At 65.4% G+C, this 24,178-nt stretch carries 16 protein-coding genes; 7 read left to right on the top strand and 9 right to left on the bottom strand.

Annotation, left to right across the window (positions count from 1 at the left end):
• Window positions 1–2: 2 nt before the first annotated feature.
• Both RUGAMON1_RS06760 and RUGAMON1_RS06755 read right to left on the bottom strand, forming a co-directional pair.
• Window positions 3–1,961: an ATP-binding protein gene (locus tag RUGAMON1_RS06760; protein ID WP_445229767.1), complete on the bottom strand. Its 1,959-nt coding sequence runs from the start codon at window positions 1,959–1,961 to the stop codon at window positions 3–5.
• Complete coding sequence (locus RUGAMON1_RS06755; RefSeq protein ID WP_445229889.1) at window positions 1,958–2,527, bottom strand: TOL_0243 family YfiR-like periplasmic protein; 570 nt, start codon at window positions 2,525–2,527, stop codon at window positions 1,958–1,960. The genes RUGAMON1_RS06760 and RUGAMON1_RS06755 overlap by 4 nt, the downstream gene beginning before the upstream one ends.
• A gap of 218 nt (window positions 2,528–2,745) precedes the next feature.
• Here RUGAMON1_RS06755 and RUGAMON1_RS06750 point away from each other — a divergent pair, with 218 nt between their 5' ends.
• From RUGAMON1_RS06750 to RUGAMON1_RS06740, 3 genes are all read left to right on the top strand, one after another.
• Entirely contained in the window at window positions 2,746–4,860 is a 2,115-nt protein-coding gene (locus RUGAMON1_RS06750) for a TonB-dependent receptor plug domain-containing protein (protein WP_445229766.1), read from the top strand.
• Window positions 4,844–6,157, top strand: coding sequence for an ABC transporter substrate-binding protein (locus tag RUGAMON1_RS06745; protein WP_445229765.1), 1,314 nt, complete (start codon window positions 4,844–4,846; stop codon window positions 6,155–6,157). Before RUGAMON1_RS06750 ends, RUGAMON1_RS06745 begins: the two co-directional genes overlap by 17 nt.
• A 251-nt stretch (window positions 6,158–6,408) precedes the next feature.
• Window positions 6,409–7,791: a DUF3422 family protein gene (locus RUGAMON1_RS06740; protein ID WP_445229764.1), complete on the top strand. Its 1,383-nt coding sequence runs from the start codon at window positions 6,409–6,411 to the stop codon at window positions 7,789–7,791.
• Window positions 7,792–7,796: 5 nt separating this feature from the next.
• Here RUGAMON1_RS06740 and RUGAMON1_RS06735 read toward each other — a convergent pair whose 3' ends face one another.
• Both RUGAMON1_RS06735 and RUGAMON1_RS06730 read right to left on the bottom strand, forming a co-directional pair.
• Window positions 7,797–8,930 carry a hypothetical protein gene (locus tag RUGAMON1_RS06735; RefSeq protein ID WP_445229763.1) on the bottom strand — a complete coding sequence of 378 codons (1,134 nt, stop codon included), beginning with the start codon at window positions 8,928–8,930 and terminating at the stop codon, window positions 7,797–7,799.
• 11 nt (window positions 8,931–8,941) lie between these two features.
• Window positions 8,942–9,778 carry an alpha/beta hydrolase gene (locus RUGAMON1_RS06730; RefSeq protein WP_445229762.1) on the bottom strand — a complete coding sequence of 279 codons (837 nt, stop codon included), beginning with the start codon at window positions 9,776–9,778 and terminating at the stop codon, window positions 8,942–8,944.
• Between the two features lie 140 nt (window positions 9,779–9,918).
• On the opposite strand from RUGAMON1_RS06730, the gene RUGAMON1_RS06725 reads away from it, so the two are divergent.
• The 3 genes from RUGAMON1_RS06725 to RUGAMON1_RS06715 all read left to right on the top strand — a co-directional run bounded on the left by RUGAMON1_RS06725 (window position 9,919) and on the right by RUGAMON1_RS06715 (window position 12,921).
• A complete protein-coding gene (locus tag RUGAMON1_RS06725; RefSeq protein ID WP_445229761.1) occupies window positions 9,919–10,698 on the top strand; it encodes an alpha/beta fold hydrolase in 780 nt (259 codons plus the stop codon).
• A 73-nt stretch (window positions 10,699–10,771) separates the two neighbouring features.
• Window positions 10,772–11,773: an acetamidase/formamidase family protein gene (locus RUGAMON1_RS06720; protein ID WP_445229760.1), complete on the top strand. Its 1,002-nt coding sequence runs from the start codon at window positions 10,772–10,774 to the stop codon at window positions 11,771–11,773.
• The gene (locus tag RUGAMON1_RS06715) at window positions 11,770–12,921 is read left to right on the top strand and encodes a M23 family metallopeptidase (protein ID WP_445229759.1); all 1,152 of its coding nucleotides are present in this window, start codon (window positions 11,770–11,772) and stop codon (window positions 12,919–12,921) included. Before RUGAMON1_RS06720 ends, RUGAMON1_RS06715 begins: the two co-directional genes overlap by 4 nt.
• On the opposite strand, the gene RUGAMON1_RS06710 is transcribed toward RUGAMON1_RS06715, so the two are convergent.
• Window positions 12,918–13,310 carry a MerR family transcriptional regulator gene (locus RUGAMON1_RS06710; protein WP_445229758.1) on the bottom strand — a complete coding sequence of 131 codons (393 nt, stop codon included), beginning with the start codon at window positions 13,308–13,310 and terminating at the stop codon, window positions 12,918–12,920. The two genes, RUGAMON1_RS06715 and RUGAMON1_RS06710, sit on opposite strands and share 4 nt — an antisense overlap.
• A 69-nt stretch (window positions 13,311–13,379) precedes the next feature.
• Between RUGAMON1_RS06710 and RUGAMON1_RS06705 the strand changes: the two genes are divergently transcribed.
• The gene (locus RUGAMON1_RS06705; protein WP_445229757.1) at window positions 13,380–14,609 is read left to right on the top strand and encodes an NADH:flavin oxidoreductase/NADH oxidase family protein; all 1,230 of its coding nucleotides are present in this window, start codon (window positions 13,380–13,382) and stop codon (window positions 14,607–14,609) included.
• On the opposite strand, the gene RUGAMON1_RS06700 is transcribed toward RUGAMON1_RS06705, so the two are convergent.
• From RUGAMON1_RS06700 to RUGAMON1_RS06685, 4 genes are read right to left on the bottom strand one after another with little or no spacing between them, the layout of a single operon-like run.
• A complete protein-coding gene (locus RUGAMON1_RS06700) occupies window positions 14,579–17,371 on the bottom strand; it encodes a glycoside hydrolase family 2 TIM barrel-domain containing protein (protein WP_445229756.1) in 2,793 nt (930 codons plus the stop codon). The two genes, RUGAMON1_RS06705 and RUGAMON1_RS06700, sit on opposite strands and share 31 nt — an antisense overlap.
• Window positions 17,371–19,632, bottom strand: a complete 2,262-nt coding sequence (locus tag RUGAMON1_RS06695) for a glycoside hydrolase family 95 protein (RefSeq protein ID WP_445229755.1) — start codon at window positions 19,630–19,632, stop codon at window positions 17,371–17,373. Before RUGAMON1_RS06695 ends, RUGAMON1_RS06700 begins: the two co-directional genes overlap by 1 nt.
• Before the next feature lies 1 nt (window position 19,633).
• A complete protein-coding gene (locus RUGAMON1_RS06690) occupies window positions 19,634–22,510 on the bottom strand; it encodes a TIM-barrel domain-containing protein (protein ID WP_445229754.1) in 2,877 nt (958 codons plus the stop codon).
• A gap of 15 nt (window positions 22,511–22,525) precedes the next feature.
• Window positions 22,526–24,172 (bottom strand): GH35 family beta-galactosidase, encoded by a 1,647-nt coding sequence (locus tag RUGAMON1_RS06685; protein ID WP_445229753.1) that lies wholly within the window; start codon window positions 24,170–24,172, stop codon window positions 22,526–22,528.
• Between the last annotated feature and the right edge of the window lie 6 nt (window positions 24,173–24,178).

The following is a 24,178-nucleotide window of genomic DNA, read 5'->3' as shown; positions in this document are numbered from 1 at the left end:
GGTCAGCTGGTGACGGGCAGGGTCAATACGAAGCGGGTGCCGGCGCCAAGTTCGCTCTCCACTTCGATCTTGCCGCGCAAGACGCCGTAGACGATGTTGTAGACGATGTTCAGGCCCAGGCCCGAACCGCCCCGTCCCAGCTTGGTGGTGAAGAACGGATCGTAGATGCGGCCCATGTTCTCGGGCGCGATGCCGGCGCCGTTGTCGCGGATGACCACCTGCACCCACTCCGCATCGAGCATGCGGGCGGAGATCAGTATCTCGCCTTCGGTGCGGTCTTCGAAGGCGTGCGTCAGGCCGTTGTTGACCAGGTTGATCAGCACCTGCCCGAACGGCCCCGGATAGCTCTTCATCTGTATCGTCACCGGTATCTCCTGGCGCACCGTGATGCCGCTCTTCTTGAACGACGGCAGCAGCAACAGCAGGATCTCATTGGCCAGGTCGCACAGCAGGAACTCGCGGCACTGCGAGGTGGTGCGGTCCACCGCCACCTGCTTGAAGCTCGACACCAGGTCCACCGCACGGTGCAGGTTGCGCAGCACGATCTCGCCGCCGCTGGCGACATCGTCGACAAAGGCTTGCAGCGTCGAGCGCTTCATGCCGTCCGCAGTCAGCTTGGTGAAGGAACGGGTCTGGTCGATCAGCGTGCTGACCGCCAGCAGGCTGTTGCCGATCGGCGTATTCAGTTCGTGCGCCACGCCGGCCACCAGCGATCCCAAGGCCGCCAGCTTCTCGCTGCGCACCAGCTCATCCTGCGCGCGGCGCAGCGTCTCCAGCGATTCGGCCAGGTCCTTGTTGGCGTCGACCATCTGCCCGGTGCGCAGCTGCACCAGCTCTTCCAGCTTGTCGCGGTACTGGATCAATTCCACCTCGCCCTTCTTGCGGTCGGTGATGTCGGTCGAGATGCCGCCCATCGCCCACACCTTGCCGTGGTCGTCGCGCAGGCAGAATTTTTCCGAGATATAGGTGCGCACCATGCCCTGCGCATCCGGCACGCCTTCCTCGTAGATGTAGGAGTGGGTCGATTCCAGCGCGCGCCGGTCGCCTTCGCGTATCACCTTCACGGTGTCGTCGTCGAAGATGTCGGCGTCCTTGTGGCCGATCGGATCGGGCGAGCCTGGCGGCAGCACCTGGCGCAATCGCTCGTTGACCATCAGGTAGCGTCCCTCCAGGTCCTTGACGTAGATGACGGCCGAGGATTTGTCGGCGATATTGGTCAGCAGCGACTGGCTCACCCGCAGCGCCGCGTCGCGCGCGGCGATGGTGGCCAGCATGGTGTTGAAGGCAGCCGACAGCCGCCCCACTTCGTCGTTGGAAAAATGCGGCGCGCGCAGGTCGTAGCGCTCCTCGCGCGTCACCTGGTCCGCCACTTTCGACAGTGCCAGCAAGGGCTGCGTCACCAGCCGCCGCAGGCCGAGCGCCTGCAATCCGCCGCCGATCAGCAAAGTCATCATCACTACCGCCAGCACCAGGCCATATTTGCTCAGGCGCTCGGCCAGCGGCTGCAAGGCGTATTCCACCTGCAGGTAGCCCACCACCTCATGCTGGAAGCGCACCGGCGCCAGCATCGACAGATAGTCGCCGTGGAAGCGGTGGCCGGACGGCGCCATCTCCTCCGACCAGTCGCATTGCGCGGCGCCGCTGCGCGCATAGTTGGCGAACGGCTGGTACTGCGCGTCGAACAGGCAGGCGCTGTGGATGTCGGGCGTGCCGCGCAGCGCCGACAGCGTGCGGACGGCGGCGGGACGGTCGCCAAAATTCAGGTCGACGTCGAGGTTGAGCGACACCAGGTCCATGCGGCTGGCCAGGTCCTGCACCAACCGCACCCGCACCACGCTGAAGTCGTAGGCGATCAGCGCCACCAGGGCCACCAGCATCGCCGCCAGCGCCGTCAGCAGCGAGACGATCAACAGCTTGCGCTGCAGGGCCAGGTCGTGCCAACGCTGGGGCAGCCCGCTCACTTGGGATCTCCGCCGACCACCCGTTCGGCCAGCGCCAGCATGCGGGGATTGAGGCTGACGCCGGAATGCTTGGCCGCCGTCAGGTTGACTTCAAAGCGGATGCTGCCATCGACCAGCAGCATATTGATCATGCCGCCGTCGGCCAGGAAGGAGGTGGAGTCGCCGATGGTGAGGATGGCCTGCTCGCGCATGCGCGTCAGCCATGCGCTCTGGCGGCTGCGTTCGGGCAGCGCCAGGTAGACTGCGTGACAGGGTTCGGTTTCTTCGACGCGGTTGACGATGCGCAGCTCCAGCGGATGGCTGCCGGCTGCGCGTTTTTGCAACTGGCGCGCCATCTCGACCGCGCCCGGTCCAACCATGCACACCACCAGCGGCGCATGCGGCTCGACCAGCACCGGCGCCGGCCAGCTGGCGTAGCGGGTGAAGTTGAGGATGTAGGCGGCCTTGACCTGCTGCTCGGGGATGGCCTGCTCGGCGCGCGCGGAAACGCCGGCCAGCGTCGCCGGCAGGCAGGCCAGCAACAGCACGGCCAGCATCCTGATGTTCGCAGCGCCCAGTCGTCTCATCACGCACGCCCCTCCCGATAGCGTAGCCGCATGTTTCCGCGCATCCAACGCCCATTGATTTTATCCGAATAGCCCCCGATGCAATATTTTTTTGCATCGTGGTAAGGCCTTGTTCTCTAAACACAACGCATCGTGCGGACGGCAAACTTGCAGCTTGTGATCATGTCGGAATTGGTGAATACTTTGTTAAATAAATAGTGCAGCATAGGGGAAACCTCTTGAGCCAACGCACACAGCATCGCAGCACCTACCGCCGACGCCTGGCACTGCTACAGGCCGCCTGCGCACTGCTGCTGCCGCTGGCCGCCGCCGGCGCCGACGGCGCCAGCGATGACGACACGCTGTTCGACCTCAGCCTCGACCAGCTGCGCAACGTCAAGGTGCTGACCGCCACCAAGACCGCCACCCCGCTGTACGCCACGCCCGCCGTGGTCACGCTGGTCACGGCCGACGACATCGCCCGCTACGGCTACCAGACGCTGGCCGAGGCGCTGTCCCACGTGGCCGGCTTTATCGAAAGCGACGACCGTCTCAATCACAACTTTGGCGTGCGCGGCATCAACGCCGGCGCGCAGTCGGCCAGCCGCGCCATCAAGATTTTGCTGGACGGCCAGCCGATCGCCTTCCGCAGCACCCAGCAGCAGCTGACCGGGCTGGAATTCATTCCGCTCAACATGGTCGAGCGCATCGAGATCGTGCGCGGGCCGGTGTCGGTGCTGTACGGCGCCGACGCGCTGCTGGGCGCCGTCAACGTCATCACCCGGCGCGACGGCACCGAACAGCGTCTGGGGCTGTCCCACGAATGGTCCGGCGGCGGCCGCAGCGCCGACCTGCTGTCGGCCAGCGGCAGCGTCCAGTTCGGCGCGGCCGAAGGGACACCAGCGCCGTACTGGCTGGCGTGGGGCATGCAGGCCGCCAAGGCCGACCGGGGCGGCCTGGCGCTGCCGCGCATCTCGCCCGACTACAATCGCTACGCCAGGCTCAGCCCGGCCCCGGCGGACGACGCCGATCCGCGCAGCCTGTACCTGCGCGGCGGCTGGCGCGGCGCCAGCGACGAGGTGCAGGCCAGCGCCTTCTGGCAACGGCAGGACAGCGACAACGTCTACGCCAATCTGAACCCTCTGCTGCGCCCGCCCAGCCACGTGGTGCTGGAGCAGGGATTTGTGCATCTGGAGGCCAGCCACCGTTTCAACGAGCGGCACACGCTGCGCGCCAGCCTCAATTACGGCCAGGGCGAGCCGGGCAGCGGCGACATCCTGCGCACCGGCGCCGCCGACTACTACCTGCTGCGCGACTTCGGCTACAAGGCGGTCGACGGCAGCGCCGAATGGCTGTGGCAGCCCGGCCCGCAGACCAGCCTGCTGCTGGGCGCCGACGTGCTGCGCGACCGCGAGACGCTGGAATCGTTCCGCCGCCACAGCCTGGTCGACGGCAGCAATTTCCAGCTCAGCCAGCCTGGCGAAAAAACCCTGCGCAACACCGGCCTGTATGCGCAATGGCAGTTCCCGCTGGTCGGCAAGTGGCAGGCCATCCTCGGCGGCCGCCAGGACCGGCACTCGGTCTACGGCACCCAGGAATCGCTGCGCGCCGGCGTGGTCGGCACGCTGCCGGGCGACTGGGGCTTGAAAGTGCTGGGCGGCACGGCCTTCCAGGCGCCGTCGGCCGAGCTGCTGTACCGCACCGCCGTGCAGCCGGGCGACGTCAAGGGCAACCCCAACCTGGCGCCGCAAAAATCGCGCACGCTGGAACTGCAGCTGAGCACGCCGCCCCGGCCGCACTGGAACGGCGCGCTGACGGTCTACCACACCAAGGTCAGCGAGCTGGTCACGCTGGAGCAGGAATTCTTCAACCTGGTGGCGCGCAACACCAGCGACAGCAAGGTCAACGGCGTGGAGCTGGAGCTGCGCTACCAGCAGGACTGGTTCAACGCCTACGCCAACCTGAGCCGCGCCAACGGCAGCCGCGGCATCAACCGCTACACGCTGGCGCCGCTGGCCCAGCGCAGCGACGGCGAACTGTTCCCCACCAACAGCGCCAACGCCGGCGCCAGCGCCAGCCTGATGGGACAGAAGCTGCTGCTCAGCCTGGACAACCGCTACGTCGGCCGGCGCCCGGCCGCCACCTCCAACGTGCTGCTGGCCAACCAGGCCTACCATCTGGCCAGCTATGTCGACACCACGCTGGGCGCGCGCTGGAGCATCAACGCCCGCTCCAGCCTGCGCCTGCAGGTGCGCGACCTGTGGAACAGCCGGTACGTCGATCCCGGCGTGGGCGGCATCGATTACCCTTCGCTGGGACGGCGCTATGGAGTGCAATATGAATACCGCTATTAGCCGCCTGCTCGCCGCCGCGGCATGGACGACCGCCCTGGCGCTGCTGGCGTCATGTGGCGGCGGCGGTGGCGGCACCGGCGACGCCACCACGCCGCTGCCGGCCAATCCGATCAAGGCCATGATCGATCCGGCCGCCATCAACATCGCCTCGGTCGGCTGGCGCACCTCGACCCGCGACGCCTTCCTGCTGGCGGCCAAGCAGGTCAACGATGCCGGCGGCGTGCTGGGCAAGCGCCTGAACGCCATCGCGCTGGTCGCGCGCGACAACGCCGAGGCGCAGGACATGGGCCAGCAACTGCTGGACGCCGGCGTCATTGCGCTCAACGTCTCGACCTCCACCCGCGTGCTGAACCTGCTGCCGCAGGCGCTGGCCAAGGGCGTGCCCATCCTCACCGAATCGAGTTCCTCGCCGTCGCTGAGCACCGTGGCCGATAACGACCTGATCTACCGCATCGGCGTCTCCGACGTCGACGCCACGCCGGTGCTGGCCAAGGTGGCGTGGGAGGCGGGCAAGCGCCGCGCGGTGGTGCTGATCAACGCCGGCGACGCCTTTGGCGCCGGCCTGGCCAGCCTGTTCTCGCCCGCCTTCCAGAAGCTGGGCGGGCAGGTGGTGGCCACCGTCACCATTCCTTTCGGCCTGAAGAACGGCTTCGCCAGCTACCTGCAACAAGTCTACGACGCCAAGCCGGACGTGATCCTGAACGGCATCCTGGCGGCCGACATCTCGGCCAATGTGCTCAACGAATCGCTGCCGTTCCAGAGCGGCGCCATGTGGCTGCTGCCCGGCACCGCCGCCGGCAACCAGACCTTCCTCGACAACCTGGCCGATCCGGGCAAGCTGACTGGCGGCGTCAGCGGCTCGGCCGCCACCATCGGCGCCTACGGCAACGGCTCCTACCAGAGCTTCCGCAGCGGCTACATCGCCCAGTACGGCAGTGAGCCGCAGGACTTCACCGCCCCCACCTACGACATCGCGATGGTGATGGCGCTGGCCATCGAGCGCGCCGGCCTGGTCAACAACAGCAAGAGTCCCACCGGCCTGATGGTGCGCGACAGCCTGCGCTTCGTCATGAACGCGCCGGGCGACAAGGTCAGGCCGGAAAACATCGGCGCCGCCCTGGCGCTGGTCAGGGCCGGCAAGGACGTCGACTACGCCGGCGCCTATGCCGACATCGACTGGGACGGCGTCGGCGACATCGTCGGCCAAGTGCCGTTCACCGTGTTCCGCCTCGACACGGCGGCCCGCAGCTGGGACGCCAGCCAGCAGCTGATCATAGCCCTGCCCCGCACGCCTTAGCGATACGCCAGCCACACCACTTAGGGGTCAGACCCCGTTCGGGGTCTGACCCCAGCCTGGTCGTGCGGGGTTAGCGGCATCACTAGCGATCAAAAAGTGATCGCTTAGACAGCTTTTCCCCGGTAACATCAGCGTTCCGCATACCAGTCATGCGGAATGCATGGTTGTGCCGGTGCGATGGGCTAGCTATACTGCACTGCAACAATGCGCGTTTTTTCACATCCGATCGCAGTCTATTCCCGGGGAAGGTCATGTCTCTCGCTTACCGCGCCAATGCCGATTTCGCCAAGTTGAACCATCCGATGCGGGTGCCGCTGTCGGCGGAAATCCACTCACGCCCCTTCCTGCAGCTGCAAGCGCCGGAAAGCCTGACCCATTTCGCGCTCTACGTGCAGCAGGACCAGCCGTCGCAGAAATTCCACCGCAGCAGCCAGCACCAGATCCTGGAGCAGCTGTGCATGCACTACGGCGTGGCCGCGCCGTCCCCGCAGGCGCGCTATTTTTTCCATGACTTCGACCGCTTCCGCCTGAAGTGGGAATGCCACACCGAGTTCGCCACCTACACCTTCGTCGAACGCAGCGAGCCGGGCGCCGCCTGCGGCGAGGCCTTCGAGCGCATGCCGCTGCAACACGTGCCGCAGGAATGGCTGGCCGGACTGCACGGCAAGATCATCGTCGCCGCCCATGTACTGCTGTGCAAGGGCGAGCCGGACGACAGCGGCGCGGTGGGCGCCATCCGCGACCTGTTCCAGGGCAAATCGCTGGTCGGCAGCAGCGTCGGCAGCGGCGCCGAGGTGTGGACCGACTTCCTGATCCAGCCGGACGGCTTCAGCCGCTTCGTGGTGCGCGACCTCAGCCTGCGCGAATTCCAGGCCGGCCGTCTGGTCGGCCGCCTGCTGGAAATCGAAACCTACCGCATGATGGCGCTGCTGGGTCTGCCGCAGGCGGAAGCCAGCCAGCCGGTGCTGAACGGCATCGAGAACGAACTGGCCGACCTGACCGCCACCCTGGTGCAGGGCGACCAGTCCGACGGCGCGCCCAACGAGGCGCGCGAAGAACAGGCGCTGCTCCACCGCATCACCAGCCTGGCGGCGCGGCTGGAAAAACTGTCGGTCAACAACAGCTACCGTTTCGCCGCGGCGCAGGCCTACTTCAGCCTGGTGCAATCGCGCATCCAGGAACTGCGCGAAGTGCGCATCGCCGGCATGCCGACCCTGGCCGAGTTCATGGGCCGCCGCCTGGCGCCGGCCATGCACACCTGCACCTCGGTCTCGCAGCGGCAGGAAACGCTGGCCAAGCGTATCGCCCGCAGCAACGACCTGCTGCGCACGCGGGTCGGCATCGAGCAGGAGCGGCAGAACCGCAAGATCCTGCAATCGCTGGACGCGCGCGCGGCGCAGCAGCTGCGCCTGCAACAGGCGGTGGAAGGCTTGTCGGCGGTGGCGATCTCGTACTACACGCTGGGCCTGATCGGCTACGCGGGCAAGGCCATGAAGGCCAGCAACGTGCCCATCAATCCGGACATCCTGACCGGCCTGGCGGCGCCGCTGGTGTTCATCGGCGTGTGGATGGGCTTGCGCAGGCTGCACAAGCAGCTGACCGGACCGGGCGGCGGGCAGGCCCGCCACGCCTGACGGTCTCAGGGAGCGACGCTGACGTCCAGCTCCTTCTTGCCGACCCAGCGGCCTTGCAGCGCGTGGGCCGGCTCCGACCAGGCCAGCTGCAGCGTCGCACTGACCGTGTCGCCGCTGCGCTCGTTCAGCACCAGCTTGCCGTCGCGCTCGGCGCCATCGAGCGCGATGGGCTGGCGGAACTTATCGTAAAAATACGTGCCCTGGACGCTACCGTCGCTATCTTGTTTCAGCGTCATCGTCACCGCCGTCGTCCCCAGGCGGCCATGCAGCACCTGGCCGAAATATCCGCCGGCCGGCGGCACCGGCCCCGTCCCCAACAGCAGCGCCTTGCCATAGCCATTCAGCTGCGGCGACAGCTCGGCATAGGAAATCGCCAGCTTGACGGTGTCGACATCATCCAGCGCGTGCTCGGCATGACTGGAGCAGCGCTCCGAATAGATGTTGTACTTCTGCGCGCCCGCCTCCAGCCGATAGAACCGGAACGCCGCCAGCAAATCGGCGTCAGACTGCTTGGCCAGCTGGCTTTCCTTGCTGGCGCATTCGGCATTGAGCGCCACGCGCTGCTCAAGATCGTCGAGGTCGTCCTTGGACGGGTTCTTGGTCTTGCGCAGCGCGTCCAGCGCTGCCTTCTGCCGCGCCAGCTCGCCGCGGTAGCTCGCCAGGCGCTGCTTGCGCATCTGCCGCGCCAGCTCGCGCATGCCGGCGGCCGTGAAGATATCCTCCGCCTGCACCGAGCGTCCGCTGGCCATGTCGAAGCTGTAGTATTCCCGGCTGCTCTCGCAATAGGCGCCGCAGAATTCGCTGTCGACGGCGATGGTCAGGATGCGGCCATCGTTGCGGCCGACCTCGAACGATTGCGTCGCGATGCCGTCCAGGGCTATGCCGTCGGCCGCGCCCACCGCCTTGCCTGCCTGCTTGGGCGCCAGCACCCCGAATCGCGACAGAAACAGCTTGTCGTTGATCTTGGCCGACAGCAGCGGATCGCCGGCCTGCACCAGCGGCATGACGATATCGCCGGCGGGCGCCGGCTTGCCATCGGCAGACTTGCCCTGCACCGCCAGGCTGCGCACCACGGCGGGCGCGGCCGCCTGCGCCAGGCCGGCGCAACAGAGCAGCAACAACCAGGGAGCACCACGCATGAACGGGCCCGTCATGTCTGGCCGAACCGACCGCGCAGGAAGCTGGCGATGCGATCTTGCGTGGCTTCCAGGTAGGGGATGTTCATGTGGTCGGAATCGGGGACGATTTCGTCCGCATGCAATTGCCCCAGCTTCTCGACCAGCAGGTCGGTGTGCGAATGCGGCACCACGTCGTCGAAGGCGGCGCGCAGCACATAGGTCGGCGCCTTCAGATGGTGCGCGTACTTCACCGATTCGAATTTATGCCGCAGCACATATTCGACCGGGATCGCCTTGAACTTGCGCTTGGCGATGGCCAGGATGGAATCGTAGGGCGTGATCAGCACGATGGAATTGGCGTCGCGCTCCATCGCCACCTGCACCGCCACGCCGGAGCCGAGGCTGCGGCCGACCACGGCGATGCGCTTCGGGTCGACATGATGGCGTTCGCTGAGCCAGTCGAACAACATGCGGCCGTCGTCGACGAAATGTTCCTCCGCCGGATCGCCGTGCGAATCGCCGTAGCCGCGATAGTTCACCGCCAGCACCGCCATGCCAGGAAACAGCTTGCCGGCGTCGCGCGCCACCCAGGACACTTCCTCCGAACGGCCGCCGAAATAAATCACGCCCGGATGCGGCCCATTGATAGGCGGAGTCATCAGCCAACCGGCCAGCCGCGTGCCGTCATTCGAGCGCACCACGATGGGCCGCGTGCGATGACCGCTGCTGTAGGGCTTGAGCACCTCGCGCTTGCTGCCAAGCGGATTGAACAGTAACCGTTTCTGGTTGGCAGCCACCGCGGCCGTGAGCCCCATCCACAGCACGCTGGCGATGCCGGCCAGACCCGCGACTTTTTTAGTATGTTTCATACCTCTACTTTACCTTCGTTCCAAGCTGGCACGGTAAGGAAAAATCGCCCCGTGCGTGATATAGGCCACAGATTGTGCGCTCGGCCGGTTTCACAAGAGCCGGTATAATACGCGCTCCGTTTTTTCGTGCATTCCCGATAATGAAACCTGCTGTCGTACTGCTGCATAGCTCCATGAGTTCCAAGGCCCAGTGGGCCGACCTGATCGCTCAACTCGAAAGCAATTTCCGCTGCATCGCCGTCGACCTGCTCGGCTACGGCGCCTCGCCCTTCCCGGCCGATGTCGACGCCGGCTATGTCCACACGCTGGCGCATGAGGTGGACGCCGTCAACGCCGCCGTCGCCTCGCGCCTGGAGCCGGGCGAAGCCTTCCACCTGATCGGCCACTCCTTCGGCGGCGCCTCGGCGCTGCACATGGCGCGCCGCATGCCGGCCCGCGTGCTGTCGCTGACCTTGTTCGAGCCGGTGGCCTTCCACCTGCTGCCGGCGCAGCATCCGGCGCGCGCCGAAATCGTCGCCGTGGTGGAGCGCATCAACGCCTGCGGCGCCGACCAGGACCGCGACGCCACCCGCATCTTCATCGACTACTGGAACCGCGCCGGCGCCTTCGACGCCGCGCCGCCGGCGGCGCAGGACAAGATGGTCGGCATGATCGCCAAGGTGCGGCTGGACTTCCAGGCGCTGCTGGGCGAAGCGGCCACGCTGGACGATTTGTCGGCGCTGACGATGCCGTCGCTGGTCATGTCCGGCGCGAACAGCCCGGCCTCGACCCGCCTGCTGGCCGAAGCGCTGGCCGCCGCCCTGCCCGACGCCACCGCGCTGCAAACGCGCGGCGGCCATATGGGGCCGATCACCCACGGCGCCGTGGTCAACCCGGCCATCGTCAACTTCCTGGCCGACGCCGAAGTCACCACCGATTGACAACGGCCGATTGACAAGCACAACGGCGGTGTGACACTGTCGGTGTTTCGCCACCAGCCGGAGTCGTTACGCCATGCGCCGTCCTAGCTTCTTGCTGTCCGCAGCCCTGCTGTGCCACTCCGCCACGGCGGCCGACTACAACCTGCCGGCGCGGCCGGATACCGTGGCCTGGGGCTACTACTCCGGCCAGTCCAAGCCGGTGCTGACGGTGCACAGCGGCGACACGGTGCGCATGCAAACCCTGTCCACCTGCGGCACGCCGGAGCGCATGATCGCCAACGGCGTCAAGCCGGAAGACATCCCGCCCTACACCGCCGCCATCTACAACGAAGTCAAGGACAAGGGACCGGGTGGGCATATCCTCACCGGCCCGGTCGCCATCGCCGAAGCGGAACCGGGCGACGTGCTGGAGGTACAGATCCTCAAGGTGGACCTCGACGCCAACTTCGCCTGCAACGGCTTCGCGCTGGGCAAAGGCTTCCTGCCGATGGAGTATCCGTACAGCCGCAGCAAGATCATCCCGCTGGACCGGCAAAAGATGATCGGCCACTTCGCGCCCGGCATCGAGATTCCCCTGAAGCCCTTCTTCGGCAGCATGGGCCTGGCGCCGGCCGGCGGCAAGATCGACAGCGCACCGCCGTTCGCCCACGCCGGCAACATGGACAACAAGGAGCTGGTGGCCGGCGCCACGCTGTACATCCCGGTCGCCGCCAAGGGCGCGCTATTCCAGGCCGGCGACGGCCACGCCGCGCAGGGCAACGGCGAGGTGGATATCACCGCGCTGGAGACCTATCTGAGCGGCAGCTTCCGCTTCATCGTCCACAAGGACCGTCACCTGATCTGGCCGCGCGCGGAAACCCCGACCCATTACATCTCGATGGGCTTCAGTCCCGACCTGAAGACCGCCACCGAACACGCGCTGCGCGACATGATCGATTTCCTGGTCGCGGAAAAGCACTTGAGCCGAGACGACGCCTACATGCTCGCCAGCGTGGCGGTGGACATGGAGATCACCCAACTGGTCGACGGCAACGTCGGCGTGCACGCCATGCTGCGGAAACGGATCTTCAAATGAAGGCCGCGCTAGCGCTGCTGCTGGCCTGCGCCGCTGCGGGAGCCGGGGCCGCGTCGCAGGCGCCGGTCGAGGCGCATGCGCTGCACGCGCCGCAAACGGTGACGGGCGGCGACGGCGTGCGCCGCCTCTACTACGAGCTGGATATCGGTAACTTCTACGCCGACACCGGCACGCTGAAACTGACCGAGGCCGCCGTCTATGCAGACCGCGACACCAAGCCGCTGGCCACCTTCAGTGGTGCGGCGCTGGCCGGCCTGCTGCGGCCCAACAAGGAACTGGAAGCCGACAACAGCCTCGCCATCGCCGGCGGCGCGCATGCGCTGCTGCTGATCGCCGCACCTTTGCCGAACGGCCGCAAACCGCCGCACACACTGCGCCACAAGCTCACCTTCAAGACCACCAAGGGCGAGCTGCAAACCGCCGACGACATCACCGTAGCCGTCGACACCAGGCCGCCGGTCGTACTGAGCCCGCCCCTGCGCGGCGGCCTGTGGCTGGCCGACGAAGGCCCCGGCCACGCGCAATCGCACCACTGGGGCAGCGTGATCGCGCAGAATGGCCGTCTGACCATCCCGCAGCGCTACGGCATCGATTTCTTCGGATTGGATGCGCAGGGCCACGCCGTGCGCACGCCGGTGGAAAAACTGGCGGAAAGCCGCGCGGAGGATTGGACCGGCTGGAACAGCGACGTGCTGGCCGCCGCCGACGGCGTGGTGCGCGACACGCGGGACGGCCTCGCCGACCGCAAACCCTTGTCGCCGCAGGAAGAGCCGGAAGAACTCAGCGCCCGCTCCCTGTACGGCAATTTCGTCGTGCTGGAAGTGCAGCCCGGCGTGTTCGTCCACTACGCCCACCTGCGCCAGGGCAGCGTGCAGGTCAAGCCGGGGCAGCACGTGAAACGCGGCGCGCCGCTGGGGCGCCTGGGCCTGACCGGCGCCGCCGGCGCACCGCACCTGCACTTCCACGTTTCGGACAAGGCCAGCTTCGCCGACTCCCAAGGCCTGCCCTTTGTATTCGACAGCTACACGCCCGCAGGCCACGGCAGCGAGAGCGAGGCGCTGAACAACACCTCGTCCGTCAAGCTCGTGCCGCAAGCGCCCAAGCTGCGCCGCCGCATGCCGCTGGACGGCGACATCGTCGGCTTCTAGCGCTTTGCAGCCGCCAGGTCGGCATTGCTCAGGCATTCATTGTTGGCCCAGGACCGCTGTAGTCTCTGCCGCGTGTCCAGCAACGACTCGCGCTGGTTGCGCAGCGTCCGCATCATCTGCTCGATCTCGCCCAGCCGCGCATCGAGGTTATGCAGCAGCCCATCCTGGAAAGCAGCACCTTCGAGCTGCGACACCGCGCGTATCGCCTCCAGCGTAAAGCCGAGGTTCTGGCCGATCTGGATCATGTGCAGACGCTCCAGCGCCGTCTCCGCATACTCGCGATAGCCGTTGGCGCCACGCGCCGCCTTCGGCAACAAGCCGGCCTTCTCGTAGTAGCGGATCGCCGACGCCGCAAGGCCCGAACGCTCCGCCAATTCGCCTATTTTCATTTTTCGCTTGACCTTAAAGTGAACTTCAACCTTAGCATACATCATTCCTATACCAAGCCCGGACCCGACATGATGTTCACCCCACTGACACTACCGAACGGCAGCACCCTCCCCAACCGCCTGGCCAAGGCCGCGATGGAAGAAAACATGGCCGACGCGGGCCAGCTGCCCGGTCCTGCGCTAAACCGTTTATACCAAAGCTGGGCCGAGGGCGGCGTGGGCCTGATCATCACCGGCAACGTCATGATCGACGGCCGCGCGATGACCGGTCCGGGCGGCGTGGTGCTGGAAGCGAGCACGCCGCTGCAACCGTTCCGGCTATGGGCACAAGCGGCAAGCCAGCAAGGTGCGCAGGTGTGGATGCAGATTAACCACCCTGGCCGTCAGGTGATGGCCAATATGGGCGGCAACGCCTGGGCGCCGTCGGCGGTGGCGCTGGACCTGGGCAAGCATAGCAAGCTGTTTGCGCAGCCGGTCGAGATGAGCACTGTGCAGATCGAGGAAGTCATCAACCGCTTCGCCGCCACCGCGCGCGCCGCCGAACAGGCAGGCTTCAACGGCGTGCAAATCCACGCCGCGCATGGCTACCTGCTCTCGCAGTTCCTGTCGCCACTGACCAACCGCCGCCGCGACAACTGGGGCGGCAGCCTGGCCAACCGCGCGCGCCTGCTGCTGGAGGTGGTGCGCGCCGTGCGGGCACGCGTATCGCCCGGTTTCAGCGTGGCCGTCAAACTGAATTCGGCCGACTTCCAGCGCGGCGGCTTCTCGGAGGACGACGCCAGGCAGGTCGTGCTGCTGCTGAACGAACTGCCGGTGGACTTGATCGAACTGTCGGGCGGCAGCTACGAAAGCCCGGCCATGCAGGGCCGCACCGCCGACGGCCGCACGCTGGCGCGCGAAGCCTACTTCCTGGAATTCGCCAAGGAGCTGGCGGCGGTGGCGCGCATGCCGGTCATGACCACCGGCGGCATCGCCCGCAAGGCTGTGGCCGAGCAGGTATTGACCAGCGGCGTCGTCGTGGCCGGCATTGCGACCGCATTGGCCGAAGTGCCGGACTTGCCGCTGCAATGGCGCGTAGGCCGCGAACCGGCGGCACTGCCTGCGCCAGTGGAATGGAAAGATAAAACCATGGCGTCGGTGGCCGCGATGGCGCTGGTCAAACGCCGCATGCGGGCGCTGGGCAACGGCGATACCGCGCCGGCACGCCGCTACTCGCCGCTGTTGACCATGATCGCCGGCCAGTTCCGCATGGCGCTGCTGACCAGGCGCTATCGGGCCTGGCTCACGGCCGCCGGCTGATCCCCCACGACGATATCGATCGTATTCTCCAGCCAGACGCCAAGGTTGGGCGTACGGGAGCGTTGCGCCGCCGGCCCCAGTTCCGCCGGCGCATGGAACTTGGTCCCGATGGGCAGTATCGCGTTCAGGAACGAGATATCGCCAGGCGGGAAATCCACGTGCGTAGCCTTCGGTTCGAAACCTTCTCCGCTTGCCTCGCGCGGCGTGAACAGCCGCAAGGCGATATCGTCCGCGTGATTGATGAAGGTGATCGGCAAATTGGCTGTCGCCAGGCGCGCCCAGTAGACCTGGTCGTGGAAGCCCTTGAACTCCGGGTAGTTCCAGGACAGGCCGGAAACGGTGTCGTTGTAGGCCTTGTTCCAGACATCGAACTCCACGCCCTGCCTGCGGTTCTTCCATACGCGGTAAGGGCCCCGTCCCAACCAGCGCACCGACTGCACCTGGTTTTCCGGATAGTCGAAGCTGACGCCCAGCGCATCGACCTGCTGGCCGCCGTCCACGTGGTAAGCATAGTTGACGCTCAGCGTGCCGGCCGCACCCAGGCGCCACTTGATCTTGCGCAGGTTGCCGGTGTACTCGGCCTGCACGACGACATCGCCGCCGTCGCCGTCCGCCTGTATCGACTTCAGCGCGGCAGTGCCGGCCACCAGGCGCGGGCCGTTCGTCAGCGGCGCGACGATATCGCCTTTCCTCAGTTCGCGCAGATAGCCGGTGCCCTTGTCGATCGTAACGCTCAACGCGCCCGCCCGCAGCAGGAAGCCGTCCGCAAGCTCCGTCAACGTGGCGACGGACGCCGCCGGCTGCCTTGGCAGCATACGCACCGCGACCTTTTGCGCGCTGGAGATCATCCACGACCAGGTATAGATTTCGCGGCCGTCGGCGTCCACCGCAGTGAAGTACAACGCATCCTGCTGCGCCCACCCACGCGGCAGCTCGATGCGCGTCGTGCCGCGCATGCCGGCCGCAGCGTCGGGCGCCCTGGCGCTGCCCTGTGCGACGACAGTGTGGCCGGCATCCACGCCGAAATTCACCAGCTTCCAGCTTAACTTGAGCCGATTCAGGTTGCTGAAGTCGTAGCGGTTCTCCAGCACGATCCTGCCGTCGAAGGTGGGCGCCAGCGACGACAGTTCGGACAACGGCAAGTACACCGGCGACCATATCTTTTTGATCGCGTAGAAGCTGCCTTCCTTTTCGCGGTATGGTCCAAGAATGCCATCCGGCGCCTGGTTGCCGGCGACGTCGACCATGCCGCCCTTGTCGTCGCGGACGATGCCCTCGTCGACAAAGGACCAGATAAATCCGCCCGCGCTGAGCGGATTGGCCAGCATGGCCTTCCACCAGTCGTCCAGGCTTGCGCCGGCGCCGCCGTCGTACAGGCCGTGCAGGAATTCGGTCGGCATGAACACGTCGCGGCCATGGAACAGCGACGTCGCGCAGCAATCGTAGGCGGGATAGTGCGCGGTATCGATGCCGCCGAAATTCTCCCACGGATGGATCACCGGCCGCCGCTGCAGGTCCCAGGTCGGATACAGCCGGTCCAGGTCCCGATTGAAGCCGCCCTCGTTGCCGTTGGCCCAAAGGATGACCGATGGGTGGTGCTGGTCGCGTTGCACCAGTTCCTTCACCAGCGGCGTTGCGACACCGGTATCGTAAGCCTTCTGCCAGCCGGTCAACTCGTCGATCACATAGAGGCCAAGTTCGTCCGCGACGTCGAGGAAGTGCGCATCCGGCGGATAGTGCGACATGCGCACCGCGTTCATGTTCATGTCCTTCATCAGCTTCGCATCCAGGTAGCTGAGCTCTTTGCTGGTGGTGCGGCCGGAGGTCGGCCAGATCGAATGGCGGTTCGATCCCTTGAGGCGCACCTTCTGGCCATTGACGTAGAGGCCATCGCGCTGGCGCAGTTCGATCGTGCGGAATCCGATCACCTTGCTGATCTCGTGAACCACACGCCCGCCGCCGAGCAGCAGGAAGCGCACCCGATAACGCTGCGGCGATTCCGCCGACCACGGAACGATCCGGTCGAGATGTCCGTACACGTGCGCCTTCCCGTCCGCGACCACGGCGCTCATCTCCCTGCCCAGGGGTTTGCCGTCCAGCGTGAACACGCGGGCGACCACCTTGCCGTCCCCGCCCGCCATGAACACGTCCGCTGCGAAGTCGCCATCGTGCTTCGCGTCCAGGCTCACGCGTTCGATATGGTGCTGTGGCGTGGCCTCCAGCCATACCGGCCGGTAGATGCCGCTGAACAGCCAGAAGTCCGCGCTGCGCTCGGCGCGGTTGACGGATGCATCGGCGGAATAGCGCCTCACCGTCACCTCCAGCCGGTTCTCCGCGCCCGGCTTCAGCAGCGCCGAGATATCGTAGCGGAACTCGTAAAACCCGCCCTGGTGTACCGGCCCGGCCGGCTGGCCGTTGACCTTCACCAGCGTATCCGTCATGGCGCCGCCGAAGACGATGTCGATCCGCTTGCCCTGCCAATCGGCCGGCACCTTGAACGTATGGCGGTAGATGCCGGTATTGTCCGGCGCAGGATCGTTCTGCCAGTCGCTGTAGTAACGGTAGGTGCCGAAGCCCTCCATCTCCCAGTTCGACGGCACCGGGATGGTCTTCCAGCTACCGCTATTGCGCCCGCCGTTGACCATGAACTCCCAGTTCACGCGGTGATCCTTGTCCGTACCGCTCAGGTACTGGACCTGGGTGACATCCGCTGCGCACAACCTGCACAGCGCGAGCAGCAGACAGCACAACAGGCCACGCATCACAACCGCGCGGCCAGACGCTTGCTCTCGCCGGCCTTCAGGTTCAACGGAACGACCTTGTCGCCGTAGCGCACCTTGCCCGGACCTGAGCCCGCGGTGCGGCGGATGATGGCCGACGTCAGCTTGCCGCCGGCCCATGCCACATCGACCTCATAGCCGCCGCGTGCGCGCAGGCCCTTGACCGAGCCGGCCGGCCACGCCGATGGCAGCGCCGGCAGCAGATGGATTTCACCGGTCTGCGACTGCACCAGCATCTCGCAGATCGCCGCGACGGCGCCGAAGTTGCCGTCGATCTGGAACGGCGGATGCGCGTCCAGCATGTTCGGATAAGTACCGCCTGCGTTGTTACCCTCGCTGCCCTTGCCGCTTTGCTGCGCGGCGCGCGCGCCCGGCTTGGCCAGCTGCCCGCGCAGCATCGTGTAGGCGTGGTCACCGTCCAGCAGGCGCGCCCAGTAGGCAGTCTTCCACGCCATCGACCATCCGGTGCCGGCATCGCCGCGTGCTTCCAGCGACTTGCGCGCGGCGGCCGCCAGTTCAGGCGTTTGTGTCGGCGAGATCTGGCGGCCGGGGTACAGCCCGAACAGGTGTGACACATGGCGATGCGTATCGTCCGGCGTATCGAGCACCGGATCTTTTTTCTCTTCCATCCATTCCAGCAGCTGGCCCCAGCTGCCCACGCGCGGCGCGGCCAGCTTGTCCCGCATGGCGGCGACCTGCGCGCGGAAGGCCTGGTCGTCGCCCAGCGCGTCCGCCGCTTCGACGGTGTTGTTGAACAGGTCCCAGACGATCTCCTGATCGTAGGTCACGCCATCCTCGATCGGCCCATGCTCCGGCGACCATCCCAGCGGCGCCACCAGGCGGCCGTCCGGCAGCTCTTTCAGGTAGTCCTGCCAGAAGTGCACCGCCTCCTTCATCACCGGATAGGCCACGTTGCGCAGGAAGGTCTTGTCCTGCGTGTAGGCGTAATGCTCCCAGAAGTGCTGGGCGTACCAGGCATTGCCGGTCTTGTTCCACACATAGCCCATGGCGCCGAACGGATTCGATTCGGTACGCACCGTCCAGCCGCGCACCGGCTTGCCGGCGTTGCTGGCGAAGGTGTCGGCGGTCACCTGACGATACACCGGCGCCACGCCCTGCACCAGCGCGAAGAACGGCAGCGCGTTCCGCGACAGGTTGGCCGGTTCCGCCGGCCAGTAATTCATCTGGATGTTGATGTTGGTGTGGTAATCGGAATTCCACGGCGGCGTAAGGCTGTTGTTCCACAGACCCTGCAGATTGGCGGGCAGCGAATCGCGCGAGCTGGAAATCAGCAGGTAGCGGCCGTACTGGAAGAACTGCGCCTCCAGACCGGGATCGCGCCCCTCCGCCGTGTAGGTGGCGATACGCTGGTCGGTCGGCAGCGCGCGGCGTGCCGGCACGGCGCTACCAAAGTCCACGCTCATCCGATTGAACTGCGCGTGAAAATCCTTCTGGTGCTCGGTCAGCAGCGTCCCCCACGGACGCGCAGCAGCGCTGACCTGCGCCGCCACGCGCGGCAGCGGATGCTCGCCCTGGAACTTCTTGAGCGGATCGAGAACGTAGCTGGTGCCAGCGCCCAGTATCAACGTCACCGCATCGCAGCCGGTGAACGTGATGCGGTTGCCATCGACCGCTATCGTTCCGCCCTCGTTGAGCACCTGCACCTGGCTGGCATAGTCCATCGCATTGCTGGACGCCTGTCCCTTGCCGCGCAATGAACCCGTGGCGACGATGCGGTTGCCCAATGCCTTGATCTGCGCGTCGTGCATATCGGTCAGCTCGATCGAGCCGGTGTACTGTCCGCGCTTGTCGGCGCTCAGGCGCATCGCGATCACCTGCGCCGGATAGCTGGCGAAGGCCTCGCGCTTGAACCTGACGCCGCCGTGCGTGTAGCTGACGCTGTGCAGGCTTTGGGCTATGTCCAACCGCCGCGCATAGCCCGTCGTCCCCTGCTCATGCCCCGGCAGGTTGATATAGACATCGCCGAACGGCTGGTAGGCGCCCATCGCCTTGTCGTCGCCGGTCCACAGCGTGATGTCGTTGAACTGGATACGCTCCCGCGCCAGCTGGCCGAAGATCATCGCGCCGATGCGGCCATTCCCGATCGGCAGCGCTTCCTGCTCCCAGCCTTGCGCCATATCGGGCGCAGGCCGGTCGTAGCGCAGCGTGAGGTCGCGCGTTTCCGCCGCGCCGCACAACTGCGCGGCGAGCAGGCACGCCGAAATCAACATCTTTCGAAACATCTTATTTCCTGACCGTGATCGACTTTCCGTCATACGCGACGACCTTGTCGGACGCATCGAAATCGTCCGAACTCGAAATGCCAGCCTTGATGAAGCGCAGCTTGAACTGGCGCTTGCCAACCATGCCCTTGTACTGGCCCACGCGGTCGCCGATGGTGACCACGCCGGTCTTGTCGTTGTAGCTCAACGGGATGCGGCTGAACTCTCCGCGCAGATAGGCGTTGCTCACGCCATCGTCCTCGTACAGGCTGAACTTCCCGTCGGCGCCGGTGTAGACGTTGAGGGTGATCGGCGCATCCGGCTTCTCGTCCACGTACTGCGTCACTGGGCCCATCGGCAGTATCGAGCCGGCCTTCACCAGCAGCGGCATGCGGGTCTCCGGCGCCTTGATCGCGGCGGTGCTGCCGCCCTTGTGGACTTCGCCGGTATAGAAGTCGTACCAGCTCGCGCCCCGAGGCATGTAGACCTTGCGTTCGCGCGCGCCGTACACATACACCGGAGCGACCATCAGGTTATGACCGAACAGGTACTGGTCCTTGATATCCTTGACCGCTTCGTCTTTCGGGAAGTCCATCACCAGCCCGCGCATGATGGCGCCGGATTCGTAGTGGATATCGGCGGCGGCCGAGTAAATGTAAGGCATCATGCGATAGCGCAGCTTGTCGTACCAGACCATCGAATCGCGCATCGGCGAGCCTTCCGGCGCAATCTCGTGGATCTCGCGCTTCACCACCTCGCCATGGGAACGGAACAGCGGCGAGAACGCGCCGAACTGGAACCAGCGCAGATTCAGTTCGCGCCATTCCTTCATGTCCTCCGCATTGCCCTTGGCCGCGCCGGTAGCGCGGTTCTCCTGCGCCGAGCCGACATCGCCGACCTGATAACGGACTTCCTGCGCATAGCCGCCGATATCGTGCGTCCAGTTCGGAATGCCCGACATCGAGATGCTGACGCCGGCCGAGATCTGGTCGTACAGGTTGTTCCAGCGGCTCGCCGTATCGCCGCTCCACACCGCGACCGCATTGCGCTGGATGCCGGCGAACCCGGAACGCGACAGGATGAACTGGCGCTTGTCCGGCTGGTCGTGCTTCAGGCCCTGGTAGAAGCCTTCCGTATGCACCAGGCTATAGGGATTGAAGGTGATCTCGCCGCCGCCGTACACGGTGGGACCGATCAACTTCTTGAAGTCGGCGACGCTGGTGTTGGACAGCACGTCAGGTTCGGTGTTATCCATCCACCAGGCGTCGAAGCCCAGGTCGACCAGCTTCGGCTTCATCTGGCGATAGTAGATGTCGCGCGCTTCCTTGGTGTATGGATCGTAGTGGCTGTTCTTGTAGCCGGGTCCCACCCAGTCCAGGGCGCCGTCCTCGACGTTCTTGGTCCACATATGGCCCTTGGCTGCAAGCTCCTTGTAGTTGTCGGTGTTCGAATAGAACTTGCCCCAGATCGAAATCATCACGCGTGCATTGGCCTTGTGGGCTTCGTCCAGCATCGCCTTCGGATTCGGGAAGCGTACCTTGTCGAAATCGTGCGAACCCCACTGATCCTGCGGCCAGTAGAACCAGTCCTGCACCATGTTATCCACCGGCCAGCCCTGCTTGCGGTACTCGCGCAGCACGCCCAGCAGCTGCTCCTGCGTTTCGTAGCGCTGACGCGATTGCCAGAAGCCGTAGGCCCACTTCGGCATCATCGGCGCCTGGCCGGTCAGGTGGCGATAGCCGGCGATGACCTTGTCCATGCTGTCGCCGTTGATGACGTAATAGTTGATGCTCTGTGCGACTTCCGACGAGAAGGTCAGCGAGTGGCGTTCCGCATCGGGCAGCGGATCGTTATGCGTGATGGCGACCATGCCGCCGGACGGCTTCCACTCCAGGTGCAGCTTCACCGGTTTGCCGGCTTCGAACTTCACCTCGAAATTGTGATACCACGGATTCCAGCCCTGGCGCCATACGTCCATGACCTGCTTGCCGTCCAGCGTCAACGTCGCGTAGTCCGACGAATACAGCTGCATCTTGTGCACGCCCGGCTTGTCGGAGCTCAGCGTCGCATCCCATACGACCTTGACGTCGTTCAGCGTTTTCAGGTCGCCCAATTCCTTCGGCCAGTTCTCGGCCACGTCCTTCAGGTACTGGTAGGCGATATCCTTCTCGTGGCGGGTCAGCGCCAGCTTGCCGCCGATGTAATAGCGCGCCGTCAGGCCGCCGGCCTTGCCTTCGTCGTCGACAAGCTTCAGGTCGCGCACCATCGGCCCATACGGCTTGGCGTCGCCGAAGCGCGAGATCGAATTGTTATCCCACAAAACGCCGTAGTTCTTGTCCGAGACGACGAACGGCACGGCGATCGCCATATTGTGCTGCATGAGCAGCACGTCTTCGCCGTTGAGGTTCATCTGCGCGTTCTGGTGCTGGCCCAGGCCATAGTAGGCGTCCTTGGTGCCGTGGTTGAAGCCTTCCTTGACCGCCATGAACGGCTTGCCGCCGACATCGACCGGCGCCATGCTCTCCGAGGCCTGGCTCAGGAAGGCCTTGCCGACCGCATTGAAGAACTGCACCTCGCCCGTGGCCAGCGACACCGCCACCGAGATCTTCTTCGCCTTCAGCGTGACCTTGTCCTTGCCCGCTGCGGCAACGCTGAAGTTACCGCTAACAGGAGCCGCCACCGTCATCAGCGAAGGCATGAGCTCCTTGCCCGACCGATCGAGCTTCACCACGTGGATGATGTTATCGCCCATGACTTCAAGCCGCACTTCTTTCGCCGCGCCCGAATCGGGCTTGACCACCACGCCGGTGACGGTCTTCTCAAACGTGCCGGCCAGCGCCTGGCCCGACACCATCACCGCCAGGCACGACGCCGCAGGCACCATCGATTTGAATCGCATTTAATCTCCGTATTTTTAGTATGTACCCAGTTTGACCTTGAGAACCACCGGATTGCCGGTCAGGTTCAAGCCGTAATCTGTCTGGTCGCCGTTCCAGTTGCGCTCCATGATCCATTTTCCGGATGGGTCGAAGTGTCCCTCCTCCGCCCGCGCCAGCATGGATGGCTTGCCGTCGCTGCTGGCGAAGCTCACGCGCGCGTGCTGCCCCACCACGATAAATTCGTTGTCGCCGATCTGCGCGATCGACACGCCGCCGTTGGGCTGTTCGGTATCGGCCGGCAGGTCCTTGACCTTGGCCAGCCACTCCGCATCGCCGAACTGCCACAAGCGGAAGCTGACGGTGGCAGTCCAGTTCTTCAGCGCGACGGTCTGCGGCTTGCGGTCGTCGCCCTCGGCCACGCCATGGGTGCGGCCTTCAAACGCCCACCTGGCCCACTGGCGTTCCATCGGCCGGAAGGCGGCGTAGATTTTTCCGAACGGCGCCACCATGGTCTTGTCGGTGGCCTTGGAGCCCAGCGGGAAATTGCTGTAGTCCGCGTAGTCGATACCGAAGGGCGAAAAAGCCAACGAGCCACGTCCCAGCACCAGGTAAGCATAGCGCACATACTGCGCCGCGTTGCTCATTTCCGGCAGCATCAGCGCATTGTCGGCGCGCTGGAAGCGGTCCAGCGTGGCATGGAATTTATCCGACTCCGGCGCGTAGACGTCCGGCGCAGCGATGTCAATGTGCGGGGCGGCCGCCTTGTAGATATCGATCACGTCGTACGTCGGGCCGCCGCTGGCGAAGTTGCCCTTCCACGGCATCACCGGCGATTCCAGCGGATCGCGCAGCGCGTTGTTGACGTACATCGGCAGGTTATAGACTGCGCGGCCGGCCTTGGCGATTTCCTCGATATAGCTGGCGATGGAATAGGCGTGGAAGTATTCATCGGCGTAGTCGCCATAGACCTGCTTCCAGCTGCCGCTGGCCGCCAGCGCGACCGGCGATTTTTTATGATCCAGCACGACCTGCGGCACGTTCTGCTCGAACGCCGCCTGCGCCTTGGGCGCGAAGTCGCGCGCAAAGCCGTAGGTGCCGACCTCATTCTCGACCTGCATCATGATGACGGTGCGCTGCGCCGCGTCGGCCTTCTTGATGTGTTCCATCAGCGCGACAAAGGCCTTCCTGTCGGCCTTCATGGTTTCCTCACTGTTGGGCGACAGGCAGTAGATCGACTTGCCGTCCTTGTCCAGCATGCGCGGGAAGCGCTTGTTGTCGAACTTGACCCACTCCGGCGTGTACTGCGGACCGGTATTCTTCCAGGTGCCGAACCACAGCAGCACCAGGCGCACCTTGTGTTCGCGCGCCTGCGCCAGCAAGGTGTCGACATAACTGAAATCGAACTTGCCTTCGACCGGTTCGATCTGTTCCCACGCCACGGGAATCTCGACGGTGTTGGCGTTCATGTCTTTGATGGCAGGCCACACCTTGCTCAAGGCCAGCGGATAATTGCTGGAATTGTGCACCTGGGCGCCGAACATCACAAACGGCGCGCCATCGACCATCAAGGCGTGGCGGCCGTCCTTCTTCACAATCTGCGGCAGATCGGCTGCCGCCGCGCCAGCTGCGGCCAGGGCCGCGAAACTCAAAACGGAAACAAGCTGGCGGGCGGTATGCTTCATCTGGTC

It is taken from the genome of Duganella rhizosphaerae, assembly GCF_040364205.1.
In the GTDB taxonomy this organism is placed as follows: Bacteria; Pseudomonadota; Gammaproteobacteria; order Burkholderiales; family Burkholderiaceae_D; genus Rugamonas; species Rugamonas rhizosphaerae.
The sequence above is the reverse complement of the archived record's forward strand: the minus strand, read 5'-3'. Positions and strand labels throughout refer to the sequence as shown.

Excerpts from the sequence above, each read along its gene's own strand:
- RUGAMON1_RS06755 (WP_445229889.1), bottom strand. The coding sequence starts at position 2,527 with ATGAGACGACTGGGCGCTGCGAACATCAGGATGCTGGCCGTGCTGTTG.
- RUGAMON1_RS06745 (WP_445229765.1), top strand. The coding sequence starts at position 4,844 with ATGAATACCGCTATTAGCCGCCTGCTCGCCGCCGCGGCATGGACGACC.
- RUGAMON1_RS06740 (WP_445229764.1), top strand. The coding sequence starts at position 6,409 with ATGTCTCTCGCTTACCGCGCCAATGCCGATTTCGCCAAGTTGAACCAT.
- RUGAMON1_RS06735 (WP_445229763.1), bottom strand. The coding sequence starts at position 8,930 with ATGCGTGGTGCTCCCTGGTTGTTGCTGCTCTGTTGCGCCGGCCTGGCG.
- RUGAMON1_RS06730 (WP_445229762.1), bottom strand. The coding sequence starts at position 9,778 with ATGAAACATACTAAAAAAGTCGCGGGTCTGGCCGGCATCGCCAGCGTG.
- RUGAMON1_RS06725 (WP_445229761.1), top strand. The coding sequence starts at position 9,919 with ATGAAACCTGCTGTCGTACTGCTGCATAGCTCCATGAGTTCCAAGGCC.
- RUGAMON1_RS06720 (WP_445229760.1), top strand. The coding sequence starts at position 10,772 with ATGCGCCGTCCTAGCTTCTTGCTGTCCGCAGCCCTGCTGTGCCACTCC.
- RUGAMON1_RS06715 (WP_445229759.1), top strand. The coding sequence starts at position 11,770 with ATGAAGGCCGCGCTAGCGCTGCTGCTGGCCTGCGCCGCTGCGGGAGCC.
- RUGAMON1_RS06710 (WP_445229758.1), bottom strand. The coding sequence starts at position 13,310 with ATGAAAATAGGCGAATTGGCGGAGCGTTCGGGCCTTGCGGCGTCGGCG.
- RUGAMON1_RS06705 (WP_445229757.1), top strand. The coding sequence starts at position 13,380 with ATGATGTTCACCCCACTGACACTACCGAACGGCAGCACCCTCCCCAAC.
- RUGAMON1_RS06700 (WP_445229756.1), bottom strand. The coding sequence starts at position 17,371 with ATGCGTGGCCTGTTGTGCTGTCTGCTGCTCGCGCTGTGCAGGTTGTGC.
- RUGAMON1_RS06695 (WP_445229755.1), bottom strand. The coding sequence starts at position 19,632 with ATGTTTCGAAAGATGTTGATTTCGGCGTGCCTGCTCGCCGCGCAGTTG.
- RUGAMON1_RS06690 (WP_445229754.1), bottom strand. The coding sequence starts at position 22,510 with ATGCGATTCAAATCGATGGTGCCTGCGGCGTCGTGCCTGGCGGTGATG.
- RUGAMON1_RS06685 (WP_445229753.1), bottom strand. The coding sequence starts at position 24,172 with ATGAAGCATACCGCCCGCCAGCTTGTTTCCGTTTTGAGTTTCGCGGCC.